Consider the following 16,579-nt stretch of genomic DNA (forward strand, 5'->3'; position numbering starts at 1 on the left):
CCTCAGCCTGCCGCCGGTCCACGCGTCCGGCGCGCATGATTGAGCATCAGGGTGGGGCCCGGCGGGGCGCGCGAACGCGCTCTGCCGGGCCCCGTCCCGTTCCACCCGCACGTACGCGCGCCCCCGCCCGCGTACGCACGCCATCTCCAGCGCAACGACGCGCCCTGTGACCACCAGGAGATCGCCATCACCGCTTCCGACCCCGCCCCGACCCCCCAGGGCGGCAACCCCAGCGCGGGGACGGCGTCACCGGCCGTCGAACTGCGCGGCATCACCAAGCGCTTCCCGGGCGTCGTGGCCAACCACGACATCGACATCACCGTGGCCCGCGGCACCGTGCACGCCCTGATGGGCGAGAACGGCGCGGGCAAGTCGACCCTGATGAAGATCCTCTACGGCATGCAGAAGCCGGACGAGGGCACCATCGCCATCAACGGCGAGCAGGTCGAGTTCAACACTCCCGGCGACGCCATCGCGCGCGGCATCGGCATGGTCCACCAGCACTTCATGCTGGCCGACAACCTGACGGTGTGGGAGAACGTGGTCCTGGGCGGCGAGAAGCTGCACGGGATAGGAGCCAAGGCCAAGGCGAAGATCCGCGAGATCTCCGACCAGTACGGCCTGGGCGTGCGCCCGGACGCGCTGGTCGAGGACCTCGGCGTGGCGGACCGTCAGCGCGTCGAGATCCTCAAGGTGCTCTACCGGGGCGCCAAGATCCTCATCCTGGACGAGCCCACCGCCGTCCTGGTGCCGCACGAGGTCGACGCGCTCTTCGACAACCTCCGCGAGCTCAAGGCCGAGGGCGTCACCGTCATCTTCATCTCGCACAAGCTGCACGAGGTGCTCTCGGTGGCCGACGCGATCAGCGTGATCCGCCGCGGCACCACCGTCGGCGACGCCGACCCGCGCACCGTGACGGCCCGTCAGCTCGCCGAGCTGATGGTCGGCGCCGAACTGCCCTCCCCGGAGAGCCGCGAGTCCACCGTCACCGACACCGTGATGCTGGAGACCACGGGCCTGCGGATCGCCAAGCGCGACGCCGAGGGCATCGAGCGCGTGGTGCTGGACGACGTCTCGCTGCGCATCCGCAAGGGCGAGGTGCTCGGCATCGCCGGCGTCGAGGGCAACGGCCAGGCCGAGCTGGTCGAGGCGATCATGGGCATGCTGCCGCTGGACGGCGGCACCGTGACGCTGGACGGCGCCGACCTCAGCCGGACCCTGACCCGGGCCCGCCGCGAGGCCGGCATCGGCTACATCCCGGAGGACCGGCACAAGCACGGCCTGCTGCTGGAGGCCCCGCTCTGGGAGAACCGGATCCTCGGCCACGTCACCGAGGCCCCCAACTCCAAGGGCGTGCTGCTGGACCCGGCCGCCGCCCGCAAGGACACCCAGCGGATCGTCGAGGAGTACGACGTCCGCACCCCCGGCATCGAGGTCACCGCGGCCTCGCTCTCCGGCGGCAACCAGCAGAAGCTGATCATCGGCCGCGAGATGAGCCACCACCCCAAGCTGCTGATCGCCGCCCACCCCACCCGCGGCGTGGACGTCGGCGCGCAGGCGCAGATCTGGGAGCAGATCCGCTCCGCCCAGCGCGAGGGCCTCGCGGTGCTGCTGATCTCCGCCGACCTGGACGAGCTGATCGGCCTCTCCGACCACATCCGGGTGATCTACCGCGGCCGCCTGGTCGCCGACGCCGACCCGGCCACCGTCACCGCCGAGGACCTGGGCACCGCGATGACCGGTGCGGCCAGCGGCCACATCGAGTCGGACCCGGAGGCCGTCGCCGAGGCCCAGGCGTTCGTCGCCGAGATCACCGAGGCCGCGCCGCCCACCACAGCACAGCCCAGCGACGACGGCGCCACCGACGACGCCGCGCAGGCGGGGGAGTAACCCACATGACCAGTCCCAACCCCGTGGCCGCGAAGCCCGCGGCCAAGCGGTTCGACGCCGAGAAGATCCTGCTCGGCCTGGCCGCCCCCGTGCTGGCCATCCTGCTGTCGATGCTGATCTGCGTCGTCCTGCTGGCGGTCTCCGGCAAGGAGCCGTTCAAGGCCTTCCAGGTGATGTTCGACTACGGCACCGCCTCCGACGGCCAGGTGCTGACGCTGAACCGCGCCACCGTGTACTACCTCGCCGGTGCCGCCGCCGCGTTCGGCTTCCGGATGAACCTCTTCAACATCGGCGTCGACGGCCAGTACAAGCTGGGCGTGCTGTTCGCCGCCTTCGTCGGCAGCCAGGTCGACCTGCCGTCCTTCCTGCAGATCCCGCTGCTGCTGGTGACCGCGATGCTGGTCGGCGGCATGTGGGCGAGCATCGCCGGTCTGCTCAAGGTCTACCGGGGTGTCAGCGAGGTCATCTCGACCATCATGCTGAACGCCATCGCCACCGCGGTGGTCGGTCTGCTGCTGGTGCCGGGCGTCTTCGCGCCGAACAAGGGCAGCACCACCAACTCGATCCAGACCGAGCCGATCTCGCAGTCCAGCCACTTCTTCACGCTGGAGACCGCCGGCGGCACCCTCTGGGGCTTCATCGTCGTGGCGATCGTGGTGGGCGTGCTGTTCCAGTTCACCCTGAACCGCACCCGGTTCGGCTTCGACCTGCGCGCCACCGGCCGCTCGGAGTCCGCCGCCACCGCCTCGGGCGTGAACGTCAGGCGCATGATCATCACCTCGATGGTGGTCTCCGGTGCCATCGCCGGACTCATCGGCCTGCCCGAACTGATGTCCAGCTCCTACTACTTCGGGCAGAACATCCAGCCCGGCCTCGGCTTCATCGGCATCTCGGTCGCCCTGCTCGGCCGCAACTCGCCGATCGGCGTCGCCTTCTCGGCGCTGCTGTTCGCCTTCCTCGACGTCGCCGGCACCCAGCTGCCCCTCCAGGGTGACTACCCGCAGGAGATCGTCAACGTCATGCAGGGCACCATCGTCATCTGCGTCGTCGTCGCCTACGAGCTGGTGCGCCGCTACGGTCTGAAGCGCCAGCAGCAGAAGGTCGGCGCCGAGCTCGCCGCCCAGGCCGCCGCTGCCAAGAAGGAGGTGGCCGCATGAGCACCGCCACTGCCGCCCGGCCGAAGTCGCCGGGCGCCTCGCCCGCCAAGAAGTCCAAGCTGACCTGGCCGGTCGTGCTGCTGCTGATCGCCGGCGTCCTGGTGCTGTTCTCCGCCGTGGGCATGGCCACCGGCAACCACGGCCTGACCTCCTCCGGGCAGGTCACCGCCGCGCTCGGCGCGGCCGTGCCGATCGCGATGGCCGGTCTCGGCGGTCTCTGGTCCGAGCGGGCCGGCGTGGTCAACATCGGCCTCGAAGGCATGATGGTGGCGGGCACCTTCTGCGGTGCCTGGGCCGGTTACCTGGTCAACCCGTGGGTCGGCCTGCTGGCCGGCATGGCGGGCGGCGCGCTCGGCGGTCTGCTGCACGCGCTGGTGACGGTGACCTTCGGCGTCGACCACATCGTCTCCGGCGTCGGCATCAACCTGCTGATCCCCGGCATCTGCGCGTACGTCAACCGGATCTACTACCGCGACTACGTGGCATTCGGCGCGGGCGCCAACCAGTCCCCGCCGGCCGACCCGCTGCCGTACATCACCGTCCCCGGCCTGTCCGAGTGGCTGGACAAGATCGAGGCGCACCACTGGTTCCTGGTCTCCGACGTGGCCGGCATCCTGGGCGGCATGGTCACCAACCTGTCGGTGGTCGTGGTGATCGCCGCGGTCTTCCTGGTGGCCTCGTACTTCGTCCTCTGGCGCACGGTCTTCGGCCTGCGGCTGCGCTCCTGCGGTGAGAACCCGACCGCCGCCGAGTCGCTGGGCGTCAACGTCTACAAGTACAAGTACCTGGCGGTCATCACCTCCGGTGCCTTCGCCGGCCTGGCCGGTGCGTACCTCTCGCTGGTCGCCGCCCACTTCTACAAGGACGGCATGACCCAGGGCCGCGGCTTCATCGGTCTGGCCGCGATGATCTTCGGCAACTGGATGCCCGGCGGTCTGGCCATGGGCGCGGGCCTGTTCGGCTTCACCGACAGCCTCCAGCTCCGTGACCCGGACTCGGTGCACGTGCTGATCCTGACGGTCTCCATCGCGATGGCCCTGCTGACGCTCTGGAAGCTGTACCGCCGTCAGTTCAAGGGCGCCGCGATCACCTTCGTGGTGGCCGGCGGTCTGGCGCTCTGGTTCGCCACCACCGACACGGTGCCGCGCGCGCTGATCGTGGCCACCCCGTACGTGATCACCCTGGTGGTGCTCGCGATGGCCTCCCAGCGACTGCGGATGCCAAAGGCCGACGGCCAGATCTACCGCCGGGGCTAGGGCAAGTGACGACGGCCCAGGAGATCGACTGGCAGGCACTGCGGGCGGCCGCCCGGGAGGCGATGGGGCACGCGTACGCGCCCTACAGCAAGTTCCCGGTCGGCGCCGCGGCCCTGGTGGACGACGGCCGCACGGTGACCGGCTGCAACGTGGAGAACGCCTCGTACGGGCTCTCGCTGTGCGCCGAGTGCGGCCTGGTCTCGGCGCTGCAGCTGAGCGGCGGCGGCCGGCTGGTGGCCTTCACCTGCGTGGACGGCGCCGGGCAGTTGCTGATGCCCTGCGGGCGCTGCCGCCAGCTGCTCTTCGAGCACGGCGGGCCCGAACTGCTCGTCGAGCTGCCCTCCGGGGTACGCCCGATGAGTGAAGTCCTGCCGGACGCCTTCGGTCCGGAACGGCTCTAGCTGGATAGCTTGTTACGCGCGTAGAGTGTCGCGGGGGAGTGCTTCCCCCGCGACACTCTTCGCATTTCCTGACCCAGAACCACCTGGAGAAACCCTCATGGACGCCATCTCCGTCATCCGGACCAAGCGTGACCGGGGCGAGCTGACCGACGCTCAGATCGACTGGGTGATCGACGCCTACACCCGCGGCGAGGTCGCCGACGAGCAGATGTCCGCGCTGGCCATGTCGATCCTGCTGAACGGCATGAACCTCCGTGAGATCAGCCGCTGGACCGACGCGATGATCCGCTCCGGCGTCCGGATGGACTTCTCCGCCCTCCCGCTGCCCACCTCCGACAAGCACTCCACCGGTGGCGTCGGGGACAAGATCACCCTTCCGCTGGCCCCGCTGGTCGCCGCCTGCGGCGCCGCCGTCCCGCAGCTCTCCGGCCGCGGCCTCGGCCACACCGGCGGCACCCTGGACAAGCTGGAGTCCATCCCCGGCTGGCGGGCGCTGCTCTCCAACGAGGAGATGATGGCCGTGCTGCGCGACGCGGGCGCCGTCATCTGCGCGGCCGGCGACGGCCTGGCCCCCGCCGACAAGAAGCTCTACGCCCTGCGCGACGTCACCGGCACCGTCGAGGCCATCCCGCTGATCGCCTCCTCGATCATGTCCAAGAAGATCGCCGAGGGCACCGGCGCGCTGGTCCTGGACGTCAAGGTCGGCTCCGGCGCCTTCATGAAGAACCTGGACGACGCCCGCGAGCTGGCCCGCACCATGGTCGGCCTGGGCACCAACGCCGGGGTCAACACCGTCGCCCTGCTCACCGACATGTCCACCCCGCTCGGCCTCACCGCGGGCAACGCGCTGGAGGTCCGGGAGTCCGTCGAGGTGCTGGCCGGCGGCGGCCCCGCCGACGTGGTCGAGCTGACCGTCGCGCTGGCCCGCGAGATGCTGGCCGCCGCGGGCGTGCACGGCAAGGACCCGGCCGAGGCGCTGCGCGACGGCTCCGCGATGGACCACTGGCGCCGCATGATCACCGCCCAGGGCGGCGACGTCGACGCCCCGCTCCCGGTCGCCCGCGAGCAGCACGTCATCACCGCCGACTCCTCGGGCGTCCTCACCGGCCTGGACGCCTACGCCGTCGGCGTCTGCGCCTGGCGCCTCGGTGCCGGCCGGGCCCGCAAGGAGGACCCGGTGCAGGCCGGCGCCGGCGTCGAGCTGCACGCCAAGCCCGGCGACAAGGTGACGGCCGGTCAGCCCCTGCTGACCCTGCACACCGACACCCCCGAGCGCTACGACTACGCCATCGAGGCCCTCACCGGCGGCGTCACCATCTCCCCCGAGGGCACCCCCTTCACCGCCAACCCGATCGTCCTGGACCGCATCGCCTGACCGTGCACCGAGGCCGGGCACCCCGTGGAGGGGTGCCCGGCCTCACGCGTCGTCAGGAGTAGGTGAGCAGCCCGGAGGTGTCGAGGCGCCAGGGGCCCACGGTGACGGTGTCGCCGAAGACGAACTTCTCGCGTGAGGCGTAGCCCGGCTGCGAGTGCACGATGCCGGTGCCGTCCCGGGGGTCGACCAGCAGGTAGTGCGGGATGCCCATCGCGGCGTAGTCGTGGACCTTGTCCTCGTAGTCGTTCTCGGGGTTGGAGCGGGAGACGACCTCGACCACGAGCAGGACTTCGTGCGGAAGGAGCGCGGGCTGCTCGCCCTCGAGTGCCTGCTCGGCGAAGACCATCAGGTCCGGACGGCGCAGGCGGCCCAATCCGACATCCTCCAGGTCTGCACCCGCGAATGCCACGAACCCGGGGTGCGTGCCGGGGAGTTGGGCGTCGAGCTGTCGTGCGAGCCGGAGCACCGCGAGCTCGTGCCGCCGCACCGGCGACATCATCATGACGATCTCGCCGTTGGCGATCTCGATCTTTCCGATCCCGGGCACCTGCGGGAGCTTGTCGGCGATCTCGCGCAGCCGGGCGTACGTGGCCGGGTCGATGCTCATACCTGGACTGTACTGGCCGCGATCGCCCGGCGGGTGGCGTAGAGGGTGACGCAGGCGGCCAGGGTCATCGCCGTCAGGGCGACGGTGGCGGCGCCGGGCCAGCCGGTGGCGTGGTAGGCGTCGGCGCCGAGGGTGCCGCCGAGGCTGTTGCCGAGGTAGTAGGCGATCAGGTAGAGGGCGGTGGCCTGGGCGCGGCCGGTGGTGGCGGTGCGGCCGACGGCGGCGGAGGCGGTGGCGTGGCCGGCGAAGAAGCCGGCCGTGATCAGGACCAGGCCGAGCAGGACGGCGGCCAGCGAGTCGGCGAGGGAGAGCAGCAGGCCCGCCGTGGTGGTGCCGATCGCGACGTAGAGGGTGCCGCGGCGGCCGAGCCGGGCGGTGAGGCGGCCGGCGGTGGCGGAGGAGACGGTGCCGACCAGGTAGACCACGAAGATGGAGGCGGCCACCGACTCGGGGAGGTCGAAGGGTGCGGCCACCAGCCGGTAGCCGACGGTGTTGTAGACGGCGCCGAAGACGGCCATGAAGAGCAGACCGAGCAGGTAGAGCCGCAGCAGCAGCGGGTTGCGCAGGTGCCCGGCCACGGTGCGGGCCAGCGCCCGGGCGTCCACCGGGCTGCGGCGGAACTGCCGGGCGGCCGGGATCAGCAGCCGGAAGACCAGCACGGCCAGCAGAGCCAGGACGGCCGAGACGGCCAGCCCCCAGCGCCAGCCCCAGGCGGCGGCCGCCCAGCCGGAGACCAGCCGCCCGCCCATCCCGCCGATGCTGTTGCCCGCCACGTACAGGCCCATCGCGGAGCCCAGCGCGCTCGGGTGCACCTCCTCCGCCAGGTACGCCATCGCGGTGGCCGGCAGCCCGGCGAGCGCGGCGCCCTGCAGTCCGCGCAGCACCACCAGGGTGGTGAGGTCGGGGGCGAAGGGCAGCGCCACCGCGAGGAGGGTGGCGGCCAGCACCGAGCCGGTCATCACGGCGGTCCGCCCGTACCGGTCGGAGAGGACGCTGGCCGGGAGCAGCGCCAGCGCGAGCCCGAGGGTGGCCACCGAGGCGGTCCAGCTGGCCTGACCGGGCGTCAGGTCGAGGTCGGCGGAGAGGATCGGCAGCAGGCCCTGGGTGGAGTACAGCAGTACGAAGGTGGCGACCCCGGCGGCGAACAGCGCGAGGTTGGCCCGGCGCAGCGTGCGGTCACCGGGGAGCAGGCGGGTGTCGGCGGTGGGGGACGGCTGGGGGAGGGCACCCGGCAGCTCGGCTGCGGGTGCCCCGGTACTGGCAGGCGGCATGACGACGACGCTAGACCCGTCCCGTCTGATGCGTCCAATGCATGGAACGGCGAGAATCGATGCCATGGAGCATGAGCGCAGTTCACCGCCCAAGGCCCTCGCCGAACTCGGCCCGGAGAGCGATGTCGCGGCGCTGGCACCGCAGTTGACCCAGTTCGCGGCGGTGGCCCGGCTGGAGCACGTGACCAGGGCGGCCGAGCTGCTCGGCATGCCGCAGCCCACCCTGTCCCGTTCGGTGGCCCGGCTGGAGGCCGAGCTCGGGGTGCGGCTGCTGGCCCGGCAGGGCCGGACGGTCCGGCTGACCAGGGCGGGCAGGCTGCTGCTGGGCTCGGTGGAGCGGGCGCTGGCCGAGCTGGAGCGCGGCGCCGAGGCGGCCCGGGCCGAGGCCGATCCGGCGGCCGGGCGGGTGGCGTTCGGCTTCCTGCACACCATGGGCTCGGACGCGGTGCCCGCACTGCTGCGCGGCTTCCGGGCCGGGCACCCGCAGGTCCGCTTCCAGCTGGTGCAGGACTACGGTGCGGCGATGCTGGAGCGGCTGCGGGCGGGCGAGCTGGACCTCTGCCTGGTCTCCCCACTGCCGGACGCCCCGGACCTGACGGCCCGTCCGCTGGACGAGCAGCGGCTGCACCTGGTGGTCCCGGCCGACCACCGGCTGGCCGGGCGCCGGCGGATCCGGCTGGCCGAGGCGGCGGAGGACCCGTTCGTGGTGGTGGAGCAGGGGTACGGCCTGCGGGTGATCACCGAGGGGTTCTGCGCCGAGGCGGGCTTCGCGCCCAGGATCGCCTTCGAGGGCGAGGAGGCGGAGACCCTGCGCGGCCTGGTCGCGGCGGGCCTCGGGGTCGCGCTGCTGCCGCCGGCCCTGGTCCCGAGGCCGGGCGTGGTCGAGCTGGAGGTCAGCTCGCCGCGCACCCGCCGCGCGATCGGCCTGGCCTGGGTGACGGGCCGTCCGCTGACCCCGCCGGTGGCCGCCTTCCGCGACTTCGTGCTCTCCCGCCGGGGCAGGCTGCTCGACCACGACTGACGGCCGGTCCGATCCGGCCGCGCGGCGGGGCCGGCGGCTACCCTGGGAGCCGGGGGTGGTGGGGGTGTCCCAAAGCTGGCCGGGGCAGGGCGAGTTGACGGACGGGCTCCGTTTACCGTGGCCGTTCCGTCGCACGGTCGTCACCAGGTCTTCACCGATCCGGTCCAGCCTGATCAGGCCCGGCCCGGATCGTTCCCGCACCTCAGTGCGGCGGCATCGGATTTCGGTCAGGAGCGATTGAAGTTCCCGAACTTATACCGCTCTTTACCAAACTGAGGGATATTGATGGGGGGAGGCAGCCATGCCCGCGGGGAACGGATCAGGGGGAAACGTGTCGGAGCAGGACACGGCCACGCGCCTCGGCGCCAAGGTCGAGCCGGGTGAGGCCCGGCGGCAGCGGATCGACACCGTGCTGCGGCGCTCGCCGCTGCAGCCGCTGTTCCGCGCGCGGGCCGCGCAGCGGCTCTCCGTCCTCGCCTACCACGGCGTGGACGACCTGCCGAGCTTCACCGCCCAGATGGAGCGCCTGGTGCGGACGTCCGTGCCGGTCTCGCTGGCCACCGTCGAGCGGGCGGTGCGGGAGCGGCGCCCGCTCCCCCCGCGCAGCGTGCTGGTCACCTTCGACGACGGCGACCGCACCCTGCTCACCCGGGGAGCCCCGGTGCTCGCCCGGCTGGGCATCCCGGCCGCCGCCTTCGTGGTGGCCGAACTCATCGACGGGGACCAGCCGTTCTGGTGGACCGAGGCCCCCGCGCTGGCCGCCCGCGGCGGCACCGCCGAGGCGCTGGCCGGCCTGGCCCCCGGGGCCGTCGTCCGCCACCTCAAGACCCTGCCCGACGTCGAGCGGCGGCGCAGCATCGAGGAGCTGCGCGACACCGCGGCCGTCCAGGCACCGCGCCAGCCCCAGCTGAGCTCGCTGGAGCTGCTCGACCTGTTGGCCGCCGGGATCGCCGTCGGCAACCACACCCTCGGGCACCCCTGCCTGGACCGCTGCGAGGAGCCGGTGGTCCGGGTCGAGTTGATCCGCGCGCACCAGCTGCTCACCGGCTGGCTCGGCAGCGAACCGACCGCCTTCGCCTACCCCAACGGCAACTTCGACCCCCGGGCCGACGCCGTGCTGCGCGAGCTCGGCTACCGGCTGGGCTTCCTCTTCGACCACCGGCAGGACCAGCTGCTCCCCGCGAACCCGCTGCGGATCAGCCGACTTCGGGTGAACTCCGACACCAGCCCGGCCCGGTTCGACACAATCCTCTCGGGGCTGCACCCGGCGGTGCACCGGCTGCGCGGCGGCTGCTGACGCCCCGGGGGTTCGGAGGGATCGTGGGGGTGGGGCTGGTGCCGGAGCTGTACGCGCCGGGGGAGCTGTCGGGTGAACTGATCGACGGCTGGCGAGAGTTGGCCGAGGAGGATCCGGGGGCCTCGTGGTTCGCCACCCCGGACTGGGTGCTCGCCTGGTGGGAGACCCTCGGGCGTCGCGGCCCGGCCGAGATCGCCGTCTGGCGGGCCGCCGACGGCACCGTCGAGGCCGTCGCCCCGCTGCACCGCACCAGTCTGCGCCTGCACCCTCGGCTCCCCGCCGCCGTCCGCTGCCTCACCCCGCTGGGCAGCGGGCCCGGGGCGGCGGACCACGGCGCCTTCGCCTGCCGGCCCGGGCGGCGGGCCGAACTGCGCGCCTGGCTGGGCGGGCTGGCCCGCCGCGAGACGCTCTGGCTGCCCGACCTCGACCCCGGCGCGGCCGACCTGCTGCCCGGCGGGGCCCGGCGGGTCGCCGGGCAGTCCTGCCCCCGGGTGGGGCTGGCGGACGGCTTCGAGGTGCTCGGGTCCAAGCAGTTCCGCTCCGATCTGCGGCGGTACGGGCGGAAGTTGGCGGCCGCCGGGGTGACGTTCCGCTGGGTGGCGCCGGGGGAGGCCGACGCAGGGCTGCTGCCCGCGATCGTGCGGCTGCACCGGCTGCGGCGCGACGCCCTCGGCAAGGGCACCACCTTCGACGAGGACCGGCTGCCACTGCACCGGCTCCTGGTCTCCCGGGCCCGCCCCGGGGCCGGGCCGGCCTTCCTGGTCGCCGAGCACGAGGGCACGGTGATCGGCGGGCTCTACGGCTTCCTCTGGCGCGACACCTTCGCCTACTACCAGATCGGCTGGGACCCGTCCTGGGCCCCGCTGCGGCTCGGTACCGCGATCATCGCGGAGGCGGTCCGCGCCTGCGCCGACCAGAAGCTCGCCGTCTTCGACTTCCTCCGCGGCACCGAGCCCTACAAGTACCGCTTCGACGCCACCGACCGCGAGGACACCACCTGGCTCGCCCCCCACGGCCCCACCGGCGCCCTGCTCACCCTGAAGCACCGCCTCAAGGGCTGACCTCCCGCAGCGGGCTCCGGTCCGGCCGGGCGGCCCGTCGGTGTGCGGTGCCCGGCCCGGTGCGGGCTCGCCGCCGGGCGTTCCGTCTGTCCGGGCGGCCCGTCCGTGTGCGGTGCCCGGTCCCGCGCGGGCTCGCCGCCAGGCGCTCCGCGCTGCGCCGTTCGATGGAATCCGGGATTCTGCGTGGTGGATCTACGCGCGTAGGGGCTACACTCCCGCAATGGAGAAGCAGACTGCCATCACGGGCACCACAGGCCCCCGCATCCCCACCGCCGACCAGATCGCCCGCGCACCGAAGGTGCTGCTGCACGACCACCTGGACGGCGGTCTGCGTCCCGAGACCATCGTCGAGCTGGCCGCAGCCGTCGGGTACGAGGGGCTCCCGACCACCGACCCCAAGGAGCTGGGGGTGTGGTTCCGCGAGGCGGCCGACTCCGGTTCGCTGGTGCGGTACCTGGAGACCTTCGCGCACACCTGCGCGGTGATGCAGACCCGCGAGGCGCTGGTGAAGGTCGCCGCCGACTGTGCGGAGGACCTGGCCGCCGACGGCGTCGTCTACGCCGAGGTGCGCTACGCGCCGGAGCAGCACCTGGAGAAGGGCCTGACCCTCGACGAGGTCGTGGAGGCGGTCAACGAGGGCTTCCGCCTCGGCGAGGCGAACGCCCGCGAGAAGGGCCACCGGATCCGGGTGGGCACGCTGCTGACGGCCATGCGGCACGCCGCCCGTTCGCAGGAGATCGCCGAGCTGGCCAACCGCTACCGGGACCAGGGCGTGGTCGGCTTCGACATCGCCGGCGCCGAGGCGGGCCACCCGCCGACCCGGCATCAGGGCGCCTTCGACTACCTCAAGGGCGAGAACAACCACTTCACCATCCACGCCGGCGAGGCCTTCGGCCTGCCGTCGATCTGGGAGGCGCTGCAGTGCTGCGGCGCGGACCGCCTCGGCCACGGCGTCCGGATCATCGACGACATCACCGTCAACGAGGACGGCTCCGTGGAGCTGGGCCGGCTGGCCGCGTACGTGCGCGACAAGCGCGTCCCGCTGGAGATGTGCCCGACCTCCAACCTCCAGACGGCGGCGGCGAGTTCCTACGCCGAGCACCCGATCGGCCTGCTCAGCCGGCTGAAGTTCCGGGTCACCGTCAACACCGACAACCGCCTGATGAGCGGGACGTCGATGAGCCAGGAGTTCGGCCACCTGGTGGACGCCTTCGGCTACACCCTGGCGGACATGGAGTGGTTCACCGTCAACGCGATGAAGTCCGCGTTCCTGCCCTTCGACGAGCGGCTGGCGATGATCAACGACGTGATCAAGCCGGGCTACGCCGAGCTCAAGGCCGAGTGGCTGTTCAGCGCCAAGGCCTGACATCTGCTCGGATGGCCGAACGGATGAGCGCGGAACCGTGACCACTGGTTCCGCGCTCATCTGACAAATGGGCCAAGTGAGTTACGCGTCTTTGATCCGCGTGCGACGCAGTCACTACGGTGTGCCAGTCACAGCTGACACGGCGTAGCGGTGGGCACTCCATGGGTGCGTGCCGTCGCGTCGGCCACCGACGAGGACACGAGGACCAACTCATGAAGCAGGCCACTCTGAAGGCTGCCGGGACCGCTGCGCTCGGCGTCGCGATCGCGGCCGTTGCTGCCGGTTCCGCCTCCGCTGCCGCCCCGGGCGGGCTCGGGGGCCCGACCAGCTTGCTCACCAACTCCGGTGCGCTGACCGGTGCCGCGACCAGCACCGTCGGCAAGCTGCCCGCCACCGCCCCGGTCACCGAGGCCGTCGGCAACCTCAACCCGGACGTGGCCGGCCCGGTCGCGCAGGCCCCGGAGTCGGCCCAGCCGATGACCGCCCCGGTCACCGACCAGACCGCCCCGATGGTGGACGGCGCCGCCGCGCCGGTCGCCGACGCCGCCGCGCCGCGCGCCCTCCCGGTCCCGCTTCCCGGCGCGGAGGGCCTCGACAAGACGCCCGTCGGCAGCGTGACCGGCCTCGTCGGCGGCGGCCTGCCCGGCGGCGGCCTCCCGGGCATCGGCGGCTGACCCACTCCGTCCGGCTTCCGGGCCGTCGTCCGCACCACGCGTGCGGGTGGCGGCCTCCGGTCCGGCCCGCTCCCCGTCCGGGGCGGGCCGTTCACCGTTTCCGCGCCGCGGCCGCCGCCTGACGCCCCGTCGCACGCGGGCCCCGTCACGAGGGGAGCCCCCGGCCGGCCCGCGAAGGGCCGGCCGGGGGCTCCCGGCGTTCGGTGGACGGTCGGTGCGGGGCGGGTGCTCACGGCTCCTGGGGGAGCAGCAGCCAGAGCGCCAGGTAGATCAGGAACTGCGGGCCGGGGAGCAGGCAGGAGGCGATGGCGATGATCCGGACCGTCCAGGGGGCCAGCCCGAAACGCTTGGCGAGCCCGGCGCAGACGCCGGCGATGACGCGGTTGTGGCGGGGGCGGGCGAGGGCCATTCTGATCAGCTCCGTCTGACTGGCGCCCGGTCCGGCCTCTCCGGCGGGCATGACTCCATACTCCCGTCCCGATCCCGTCGGGCCGTCCGTCTGGATGCCGATCCCCGACCCCGCCTTCTCACCGGGCAGGAGTACTCCCCGGGTCAGGGTTCCCCTCGGGGTTACCCCGAGTGCACCGGCCGCACGGCCGGGCGACAGCAGCGCGTCGCCGTCCTCGACGGTCCGTCAGCCGATGGCGAAGGCCCGGCCGGAGGGTCCGACGAACGGGCCTAGCGGGAGGGCTGAGCCCCCGTCAGGCCGCCGCGCCGGCCGGCCTCCCGTGGCCGGAGCGGGCGCTGGCCCTGGAAAGGCGCCTGGAACGGGGTCTGGAGCGGTGACGGCTCCGCCGCCGGGCCCGGAGCGGCGCCGGACGTACGGCCGGGGCGGCCGAGCGCGACGGTCCAGCCCCGGGCGGCCGGGACGACGGCCAGGTGGAGCAGGCCGGCGCCGAGGGTGCCGAGCATCAGGTCGTCCACGTTCAGCACGTGGCCGGGCGCCCAGCCCTTGAGGATCTCCAGCGCGGTGGCGATCAGCGCCGTGGTGCCCGCGGTCCGCAGCAGCGAGGGCAGCCAGCGGGCCCGTACCCGGCCGCCGGCCAGCGGCAGCAGCACCCCGAGCGGGGCCAGCGGCAGCAGCCCGCCGGCCAGCTGCCGGGCGCCCTCGGGCCAGCCGAGTTCGAAGGCGTACCGGACCGAGCCGAACGGCGTCAGGTTGGCCGGGCTGGTCCAGCCGACGTCCACCGGCCGCAGCACCACCCACCCGACCAGTCCGAGGTACGCCGCCAGCAGCAGCACGCCCACCAGCCGCAGCCGGGCCGACACCGCCGGCCCGCCACGCCCCGTCTCCGCCTGATCGGTCACACCCCCCACGACGTGGGCTCCGGACCGAACGGTTCCACGGCCGGCCGGGTGACGCTCGTTACGGGCAGCGCGAGGGATTCGCGGTCGGTGTGGGCGTGGGCGTCGGGGCCGGCGTCTGGCTGACGCTGAACAGCGGGGCCGGGGTCGGCGAGACCGCCGGTGCCTTGGCCGCCCCGGAGCCGGAAGCGGAGCCCGAGTCGGACCCGGAGCCGGCGGAGGAGACGGAGGGCCTCGGGGCGGGGGCCTCAGGGATGTGCACCGGGCTCGGGCAGGCGGTGCGGACGGCCGGGGCGCCCGCGTCGACCGGGACGGCGGTGGGGCGGATGCCGCAGCCGGTCAGGGCGAGGGCGAGGAGGGCGCCCGCCAGGAGCTGACGGGGGGTCACTGGGTGGCCTCCTCGGGGCGGATCGGCAGGGTGAGGGTGAAGACGGCGCCGCCGTCGGGGGAGTTGGCGGCGGTGATGGTGCCGCCGTGGATCTGCGCGTTGGCCATCGCGATGGACAGCCCCAGACCGCTGCCCTCGGACCGGGCGCGGCCCTTGTCGGCCTTGTAGAAGCGGTCGAAGACGTGCGGCAGCACGTCCTCCGGGATGCCCGGGCCGCTGTCGGAGACGTCGATGACCACCTTCTCGCCGTCCTGGCGGACCTTCACCCGCACCGGCGAGCCGCCGTGCTTGAGGGCGTTGCCGATCAGGTTGGCGAAGACCACGTCGAGGCGCCGGGGGTCCACCACCGCGAGGATGCCGCGCGGCGCGTCCACCTCCACCGCGTCGTACCAGGCGCGGCCGTCGATGCAGGACATGATCAGGTCCGCCACGTCCACCTCGTCGGCGACCAGCCTGGCGGTGCCCGCGTCGAAGCGGGTCACCTCCATCAGGTTCTCCACCAGGTCGGACAGGCGCCTGGTCTCGCTGACCACCAGCCGGACGGCGGGCTCGATCATCGGGTCCAGCGACTCGGCCTCGTCCTCCAGGATGTCCGTGACGGCGGTCATCGCGGTGAGCGGGGTGCGCAGCTCGTGCGACATGTCGGCGACGAACCGGCGGCTCTGCGCCTCCCGGGCGCTGAGCTCGGCGACCTGCTCGGAGAGCGCCTCGGCGGTGCTGTTGAACGTCCGCGCCAGGTCCGAGAGTTCGTCCGCCCCCTCGATCTCCAGGCGGGTGTCCAGGTGGCCCTCGCCGAGCCGGCGGGCGGCCTCGCCGAGGTGGCGCACCGGCCGCAGCACGGTGGCGGCGGCCGCCTGGGCGATCAGGGCCGAGCCGATCAGCGCCAGCAGGGTGGCGATCGCCAGCGACCAGCCCAGGGTGTTGAGGTCGGTCCGCTCGTTGGCCAGCGACTTGAACATGTAGGCGGTCAGATCGGTGTTCACCACCCGGCTGCCGCCGACCAGGTACGGGCCGTCCAGGTTCAACCGCTGCCAGTACAGGTGGTACTCGTACGGCTGGGCGGCGCTGACCTGGCGCGGCGTGTCGACGATCGACCGCAGTGAGGCCGGCACCTGCGCCTCGGTGAACCGGGTCGGGTTGGAGGAGGCGACGCAGCCGGTCACCTTCGGATCGACCACCACCACGTCGTAGTTGAGCCCCGAGGCGGCCACCTGCTGGGCGAGGTAGGTGAGTTCGGCACAGGCCGGACTGCCGGAGACGGAGCCGACGTTCCGCGAGACCGATCCCCGGAAGTCGTTGAGCGCGGTGTTCTGGGCGCGCTTGAGCACGCCGTCGCGGTTCAGCCAGTAGGCGATGCCGGAGGCCGAGCAGGCGGTGGTCAGCGCCACCACGGCGAACACCGCGACCAGCCGCACCCGGAGCGAGCGCAGGTGGAGGCTGCGCCCCGGGCGGCGGGGCGCGGTCTGGGGGTCGGTCACGTCGGCTGGTCTCCGGTCGGTTCCGGTCCGGT

The 16,579-nt window shown here is 73.0% G+C and carries 16 protein-coding genes; 10 read left to right on the forward strand and 6 right to left on the reverse strand.

Annotated features, from left to right (window positions below):
* Positions 1-45 precede the first annotated feature (45 nt).
* From ACWCYY_RS22125 to ACWCYY_RS22145, 5 genes are all read left to right on the forward strand, one after another.
* Positions 46-1,890, forward strand: a complete 1,845-nt coding sequence (locus ACWCYY_RS22125; protein ID WP_380150603.1) for an ABC transporter ATP-binding protein — start codon at positions 46-48, stop codon at positions 1,888-1,890.
* 5 nt (positions 1,891-1,895) lie between these two features.
* Positions 1,896-3,047, forward strand: coding sequence for an ABC transporter permease (locus tag ACWCYY_RS22130; protein WP_449796987.1), 1,152 nt, complete (start codon positions 1,896-1,898; stop codon positions 3,045-3,047).
* A complete protein-coding gene (locus ACWCYY_RS22135; RefSeq protein ID WP_449796988.1) occupies positions 3,044-4,303 on the forward strand; it encodes an ABC transporter permease in 1,260 nt (419 codons plus the stop codon). Before ACWCYY_RS22130 ends, ACWCYY_RS22135 begins: the two co-directional genes overlap by 4 nt.
* Before the next feature lie 5 nt (positions 4,304-4,308).
* On the forward strand, positions 4,309-4,704 hold the full coding sequence (locus tag ACWCYY_RS22140) for a cytidine deaminase (protein ID WP_345291058.1): 396 nt from the start codon (positions 4,309-4,311) through the stop codon (positions 4,702-4,704).
* Positions 4,705-4,801: 97 nt separating this feature from the next.
* The gene (locus ACWCYY_RS22145) at positions 4,802-6,079 is read left to right on the forward strand and encodes a thymidine phosphorylase (protein ID WP_449796989.1); all 1,278 of its coding nucleotides are present in this window, start codon (positions 4,802-4,804) and stop codon (positions 6,077-6,079) included.
* A gap of 52 nt (positions 6,080-6,131) precedes the next feature.
* On the opposite strand, the gene ACWCYY_RS22150 is transcribed toward ACWCYY_RS22145, so the two are convergent.
* Positions 6,132-6,686: a Uma2 family endonuclease gene (locus ACWCYY_RS22150; RefSeq protein WP_345291056.1), complete on the reverse strand. Its 555-nt coding sequence runs from the start codon at positions 6,684-6,686 to the stop codon at positions 6,132-6,134.
* A complete protein-coding gene (locus tag ACWCYY_RS22155) occupies positions 6,683-7,957 on the reverse strand; it encodes an MFS transporter (protein WP_449796990.1) in 1,275 nt (424 codons plus the stop codon). The genes ACWCYY_RS22150 and ACWCYY_RS22155 overlap by 4 nt, the downstream gene beginning before the upstream one ends.
* 64 nt (positions 7,958-8,021) lie before the next feature.
* Here ACWCYY_RS22155 and ACWCYY_RS22160 point away from each other — a divergent pair, with 64 nt between their 5' ends.
* The 5 genes from ACWCYY_RS22160 (at position 8,022) to ACWCYY_RS22180 (ending at position 13,376) form a co-directional block, all read left to right on the forward strand.
* Positions 8,022-8,978 carry a LysR family transcriptional regulator gene (locus ACWCYY_RS22160; RefSeq protein WP_449796991.1) on the forward strand — a complete coding sequence of 319 codons (957 nt, stop codon included), beginning with the start codon at positions 8,022-8,024 and terminating at the stop codon, positions 8,976-8,978.
* 331 nt (positions 8,979-9,309) lie between these two features.
* A complete protein-coding gene (locus ACWCYY_RS22165) occupies positions 9,310-10,275 on the forward strand; it encodes a polysaccharide deacetylase family protein (RefSeq protein WP_345291053.1) in 966 nt (321 codons plus the stop codon).
* A 29-nt stretch (positions 10,276-10,304) separates the two neighbouring features.
* Positions 10,305-11,336, forward strand: coding sequence for a GNAT family N-acetyltransferase (locus ACWCYY_RS22170; RefSeq protein ID WP_449796992.1), 1,032 nt, complete (start codon positions 10,305-10,307; stop codon positions 11,334-11,336).
* Between the two features lie 220 nt (positions 11,337-11,556).
* Entirely contained in the window at positions 11,557-12,702 is a 1,146-nt protein-coding gene (locus tag ACWCYY_RS22175; RefSeq protein ID WP_345291051.1) for an adenosine deaminase, read from the forward strand.
* A gap of 212 nt (positions 12,703-12,914) precedes the next feature.
* Positions 12,915-13,376: a hypothetical protein gene (locus ACWCYY_RS22180; RefSeq protein ID WP_345291050.1), complete on the forward strand. Its 462-nt coding sequence runs from the start codon at positions 12,915-12,917 to the stop codon at positions 13,374-13,376.
* A gap of 229 nt (positions 13,377-13,605) precedes the next feature.
* Here the strand turns inward: ACWCYY_RS22180 and ACWCYY_RS22185 are convergent, their stop codons facing one another.
* From ACWCYY_RS22185 to ACWCYY_RS22200, 4 genes are all read right to left on the reverse strand, one after another.
* Entirely contained in the window at positions 13,606-13,785 is a 180-nt protein-coding gene (locus ACWCYY_RS22185; RefSeq protein WP_345291063.1) for a PspC domain-containing protein, read from the reverse strand.
* A gap of 269 nt (positions 13,786-14,054) precedes the next feature.
* A complete protein-coding gene (locus ACWCYY_RS22190) occupies positions 14,055-14,684 on the reverse strand; it encodes a VanZ family protein (RefSeq protein WP_449796993.1) in 630 nt (209 codons plus the stop codon).
* A gap of 58 nt (positions 14,685-14,742) precedes the next feature.
* The gene (locus ACWCYY_RS22195) at positions 14,743-15,069 is read right to left on the reverse strand and encodes a hypothetical protein (RefSeq protein ID WP_345291048.1); all 327 of its coding nucleotides are present in this window, start codon (positions 15,067-15,069) and stop codon (positions 14,743-14,745) included.
* On the reverse strand, positions 15,066-16,547 hold the full coding sequence (locus tag ACWCYY_RS22200) for an ATP-binding protein (RefSeq protein WP_449796994.1): 1,482 nt from the start codon (positions 16,545-16,547) through the stop codon (positions 15,066-15,068). The genes ACWCYY_RS22195 and ACWCYY_RS22200 overlap by 4 nt, the downstream gene beginning before the upstream one ends.
* Positions 16,548-16,579 lie beyond the last annotated feature (32 nt).

Source organism: Kitasatospora sp. NPDC001664 (genome assembly GCF_053596675.1).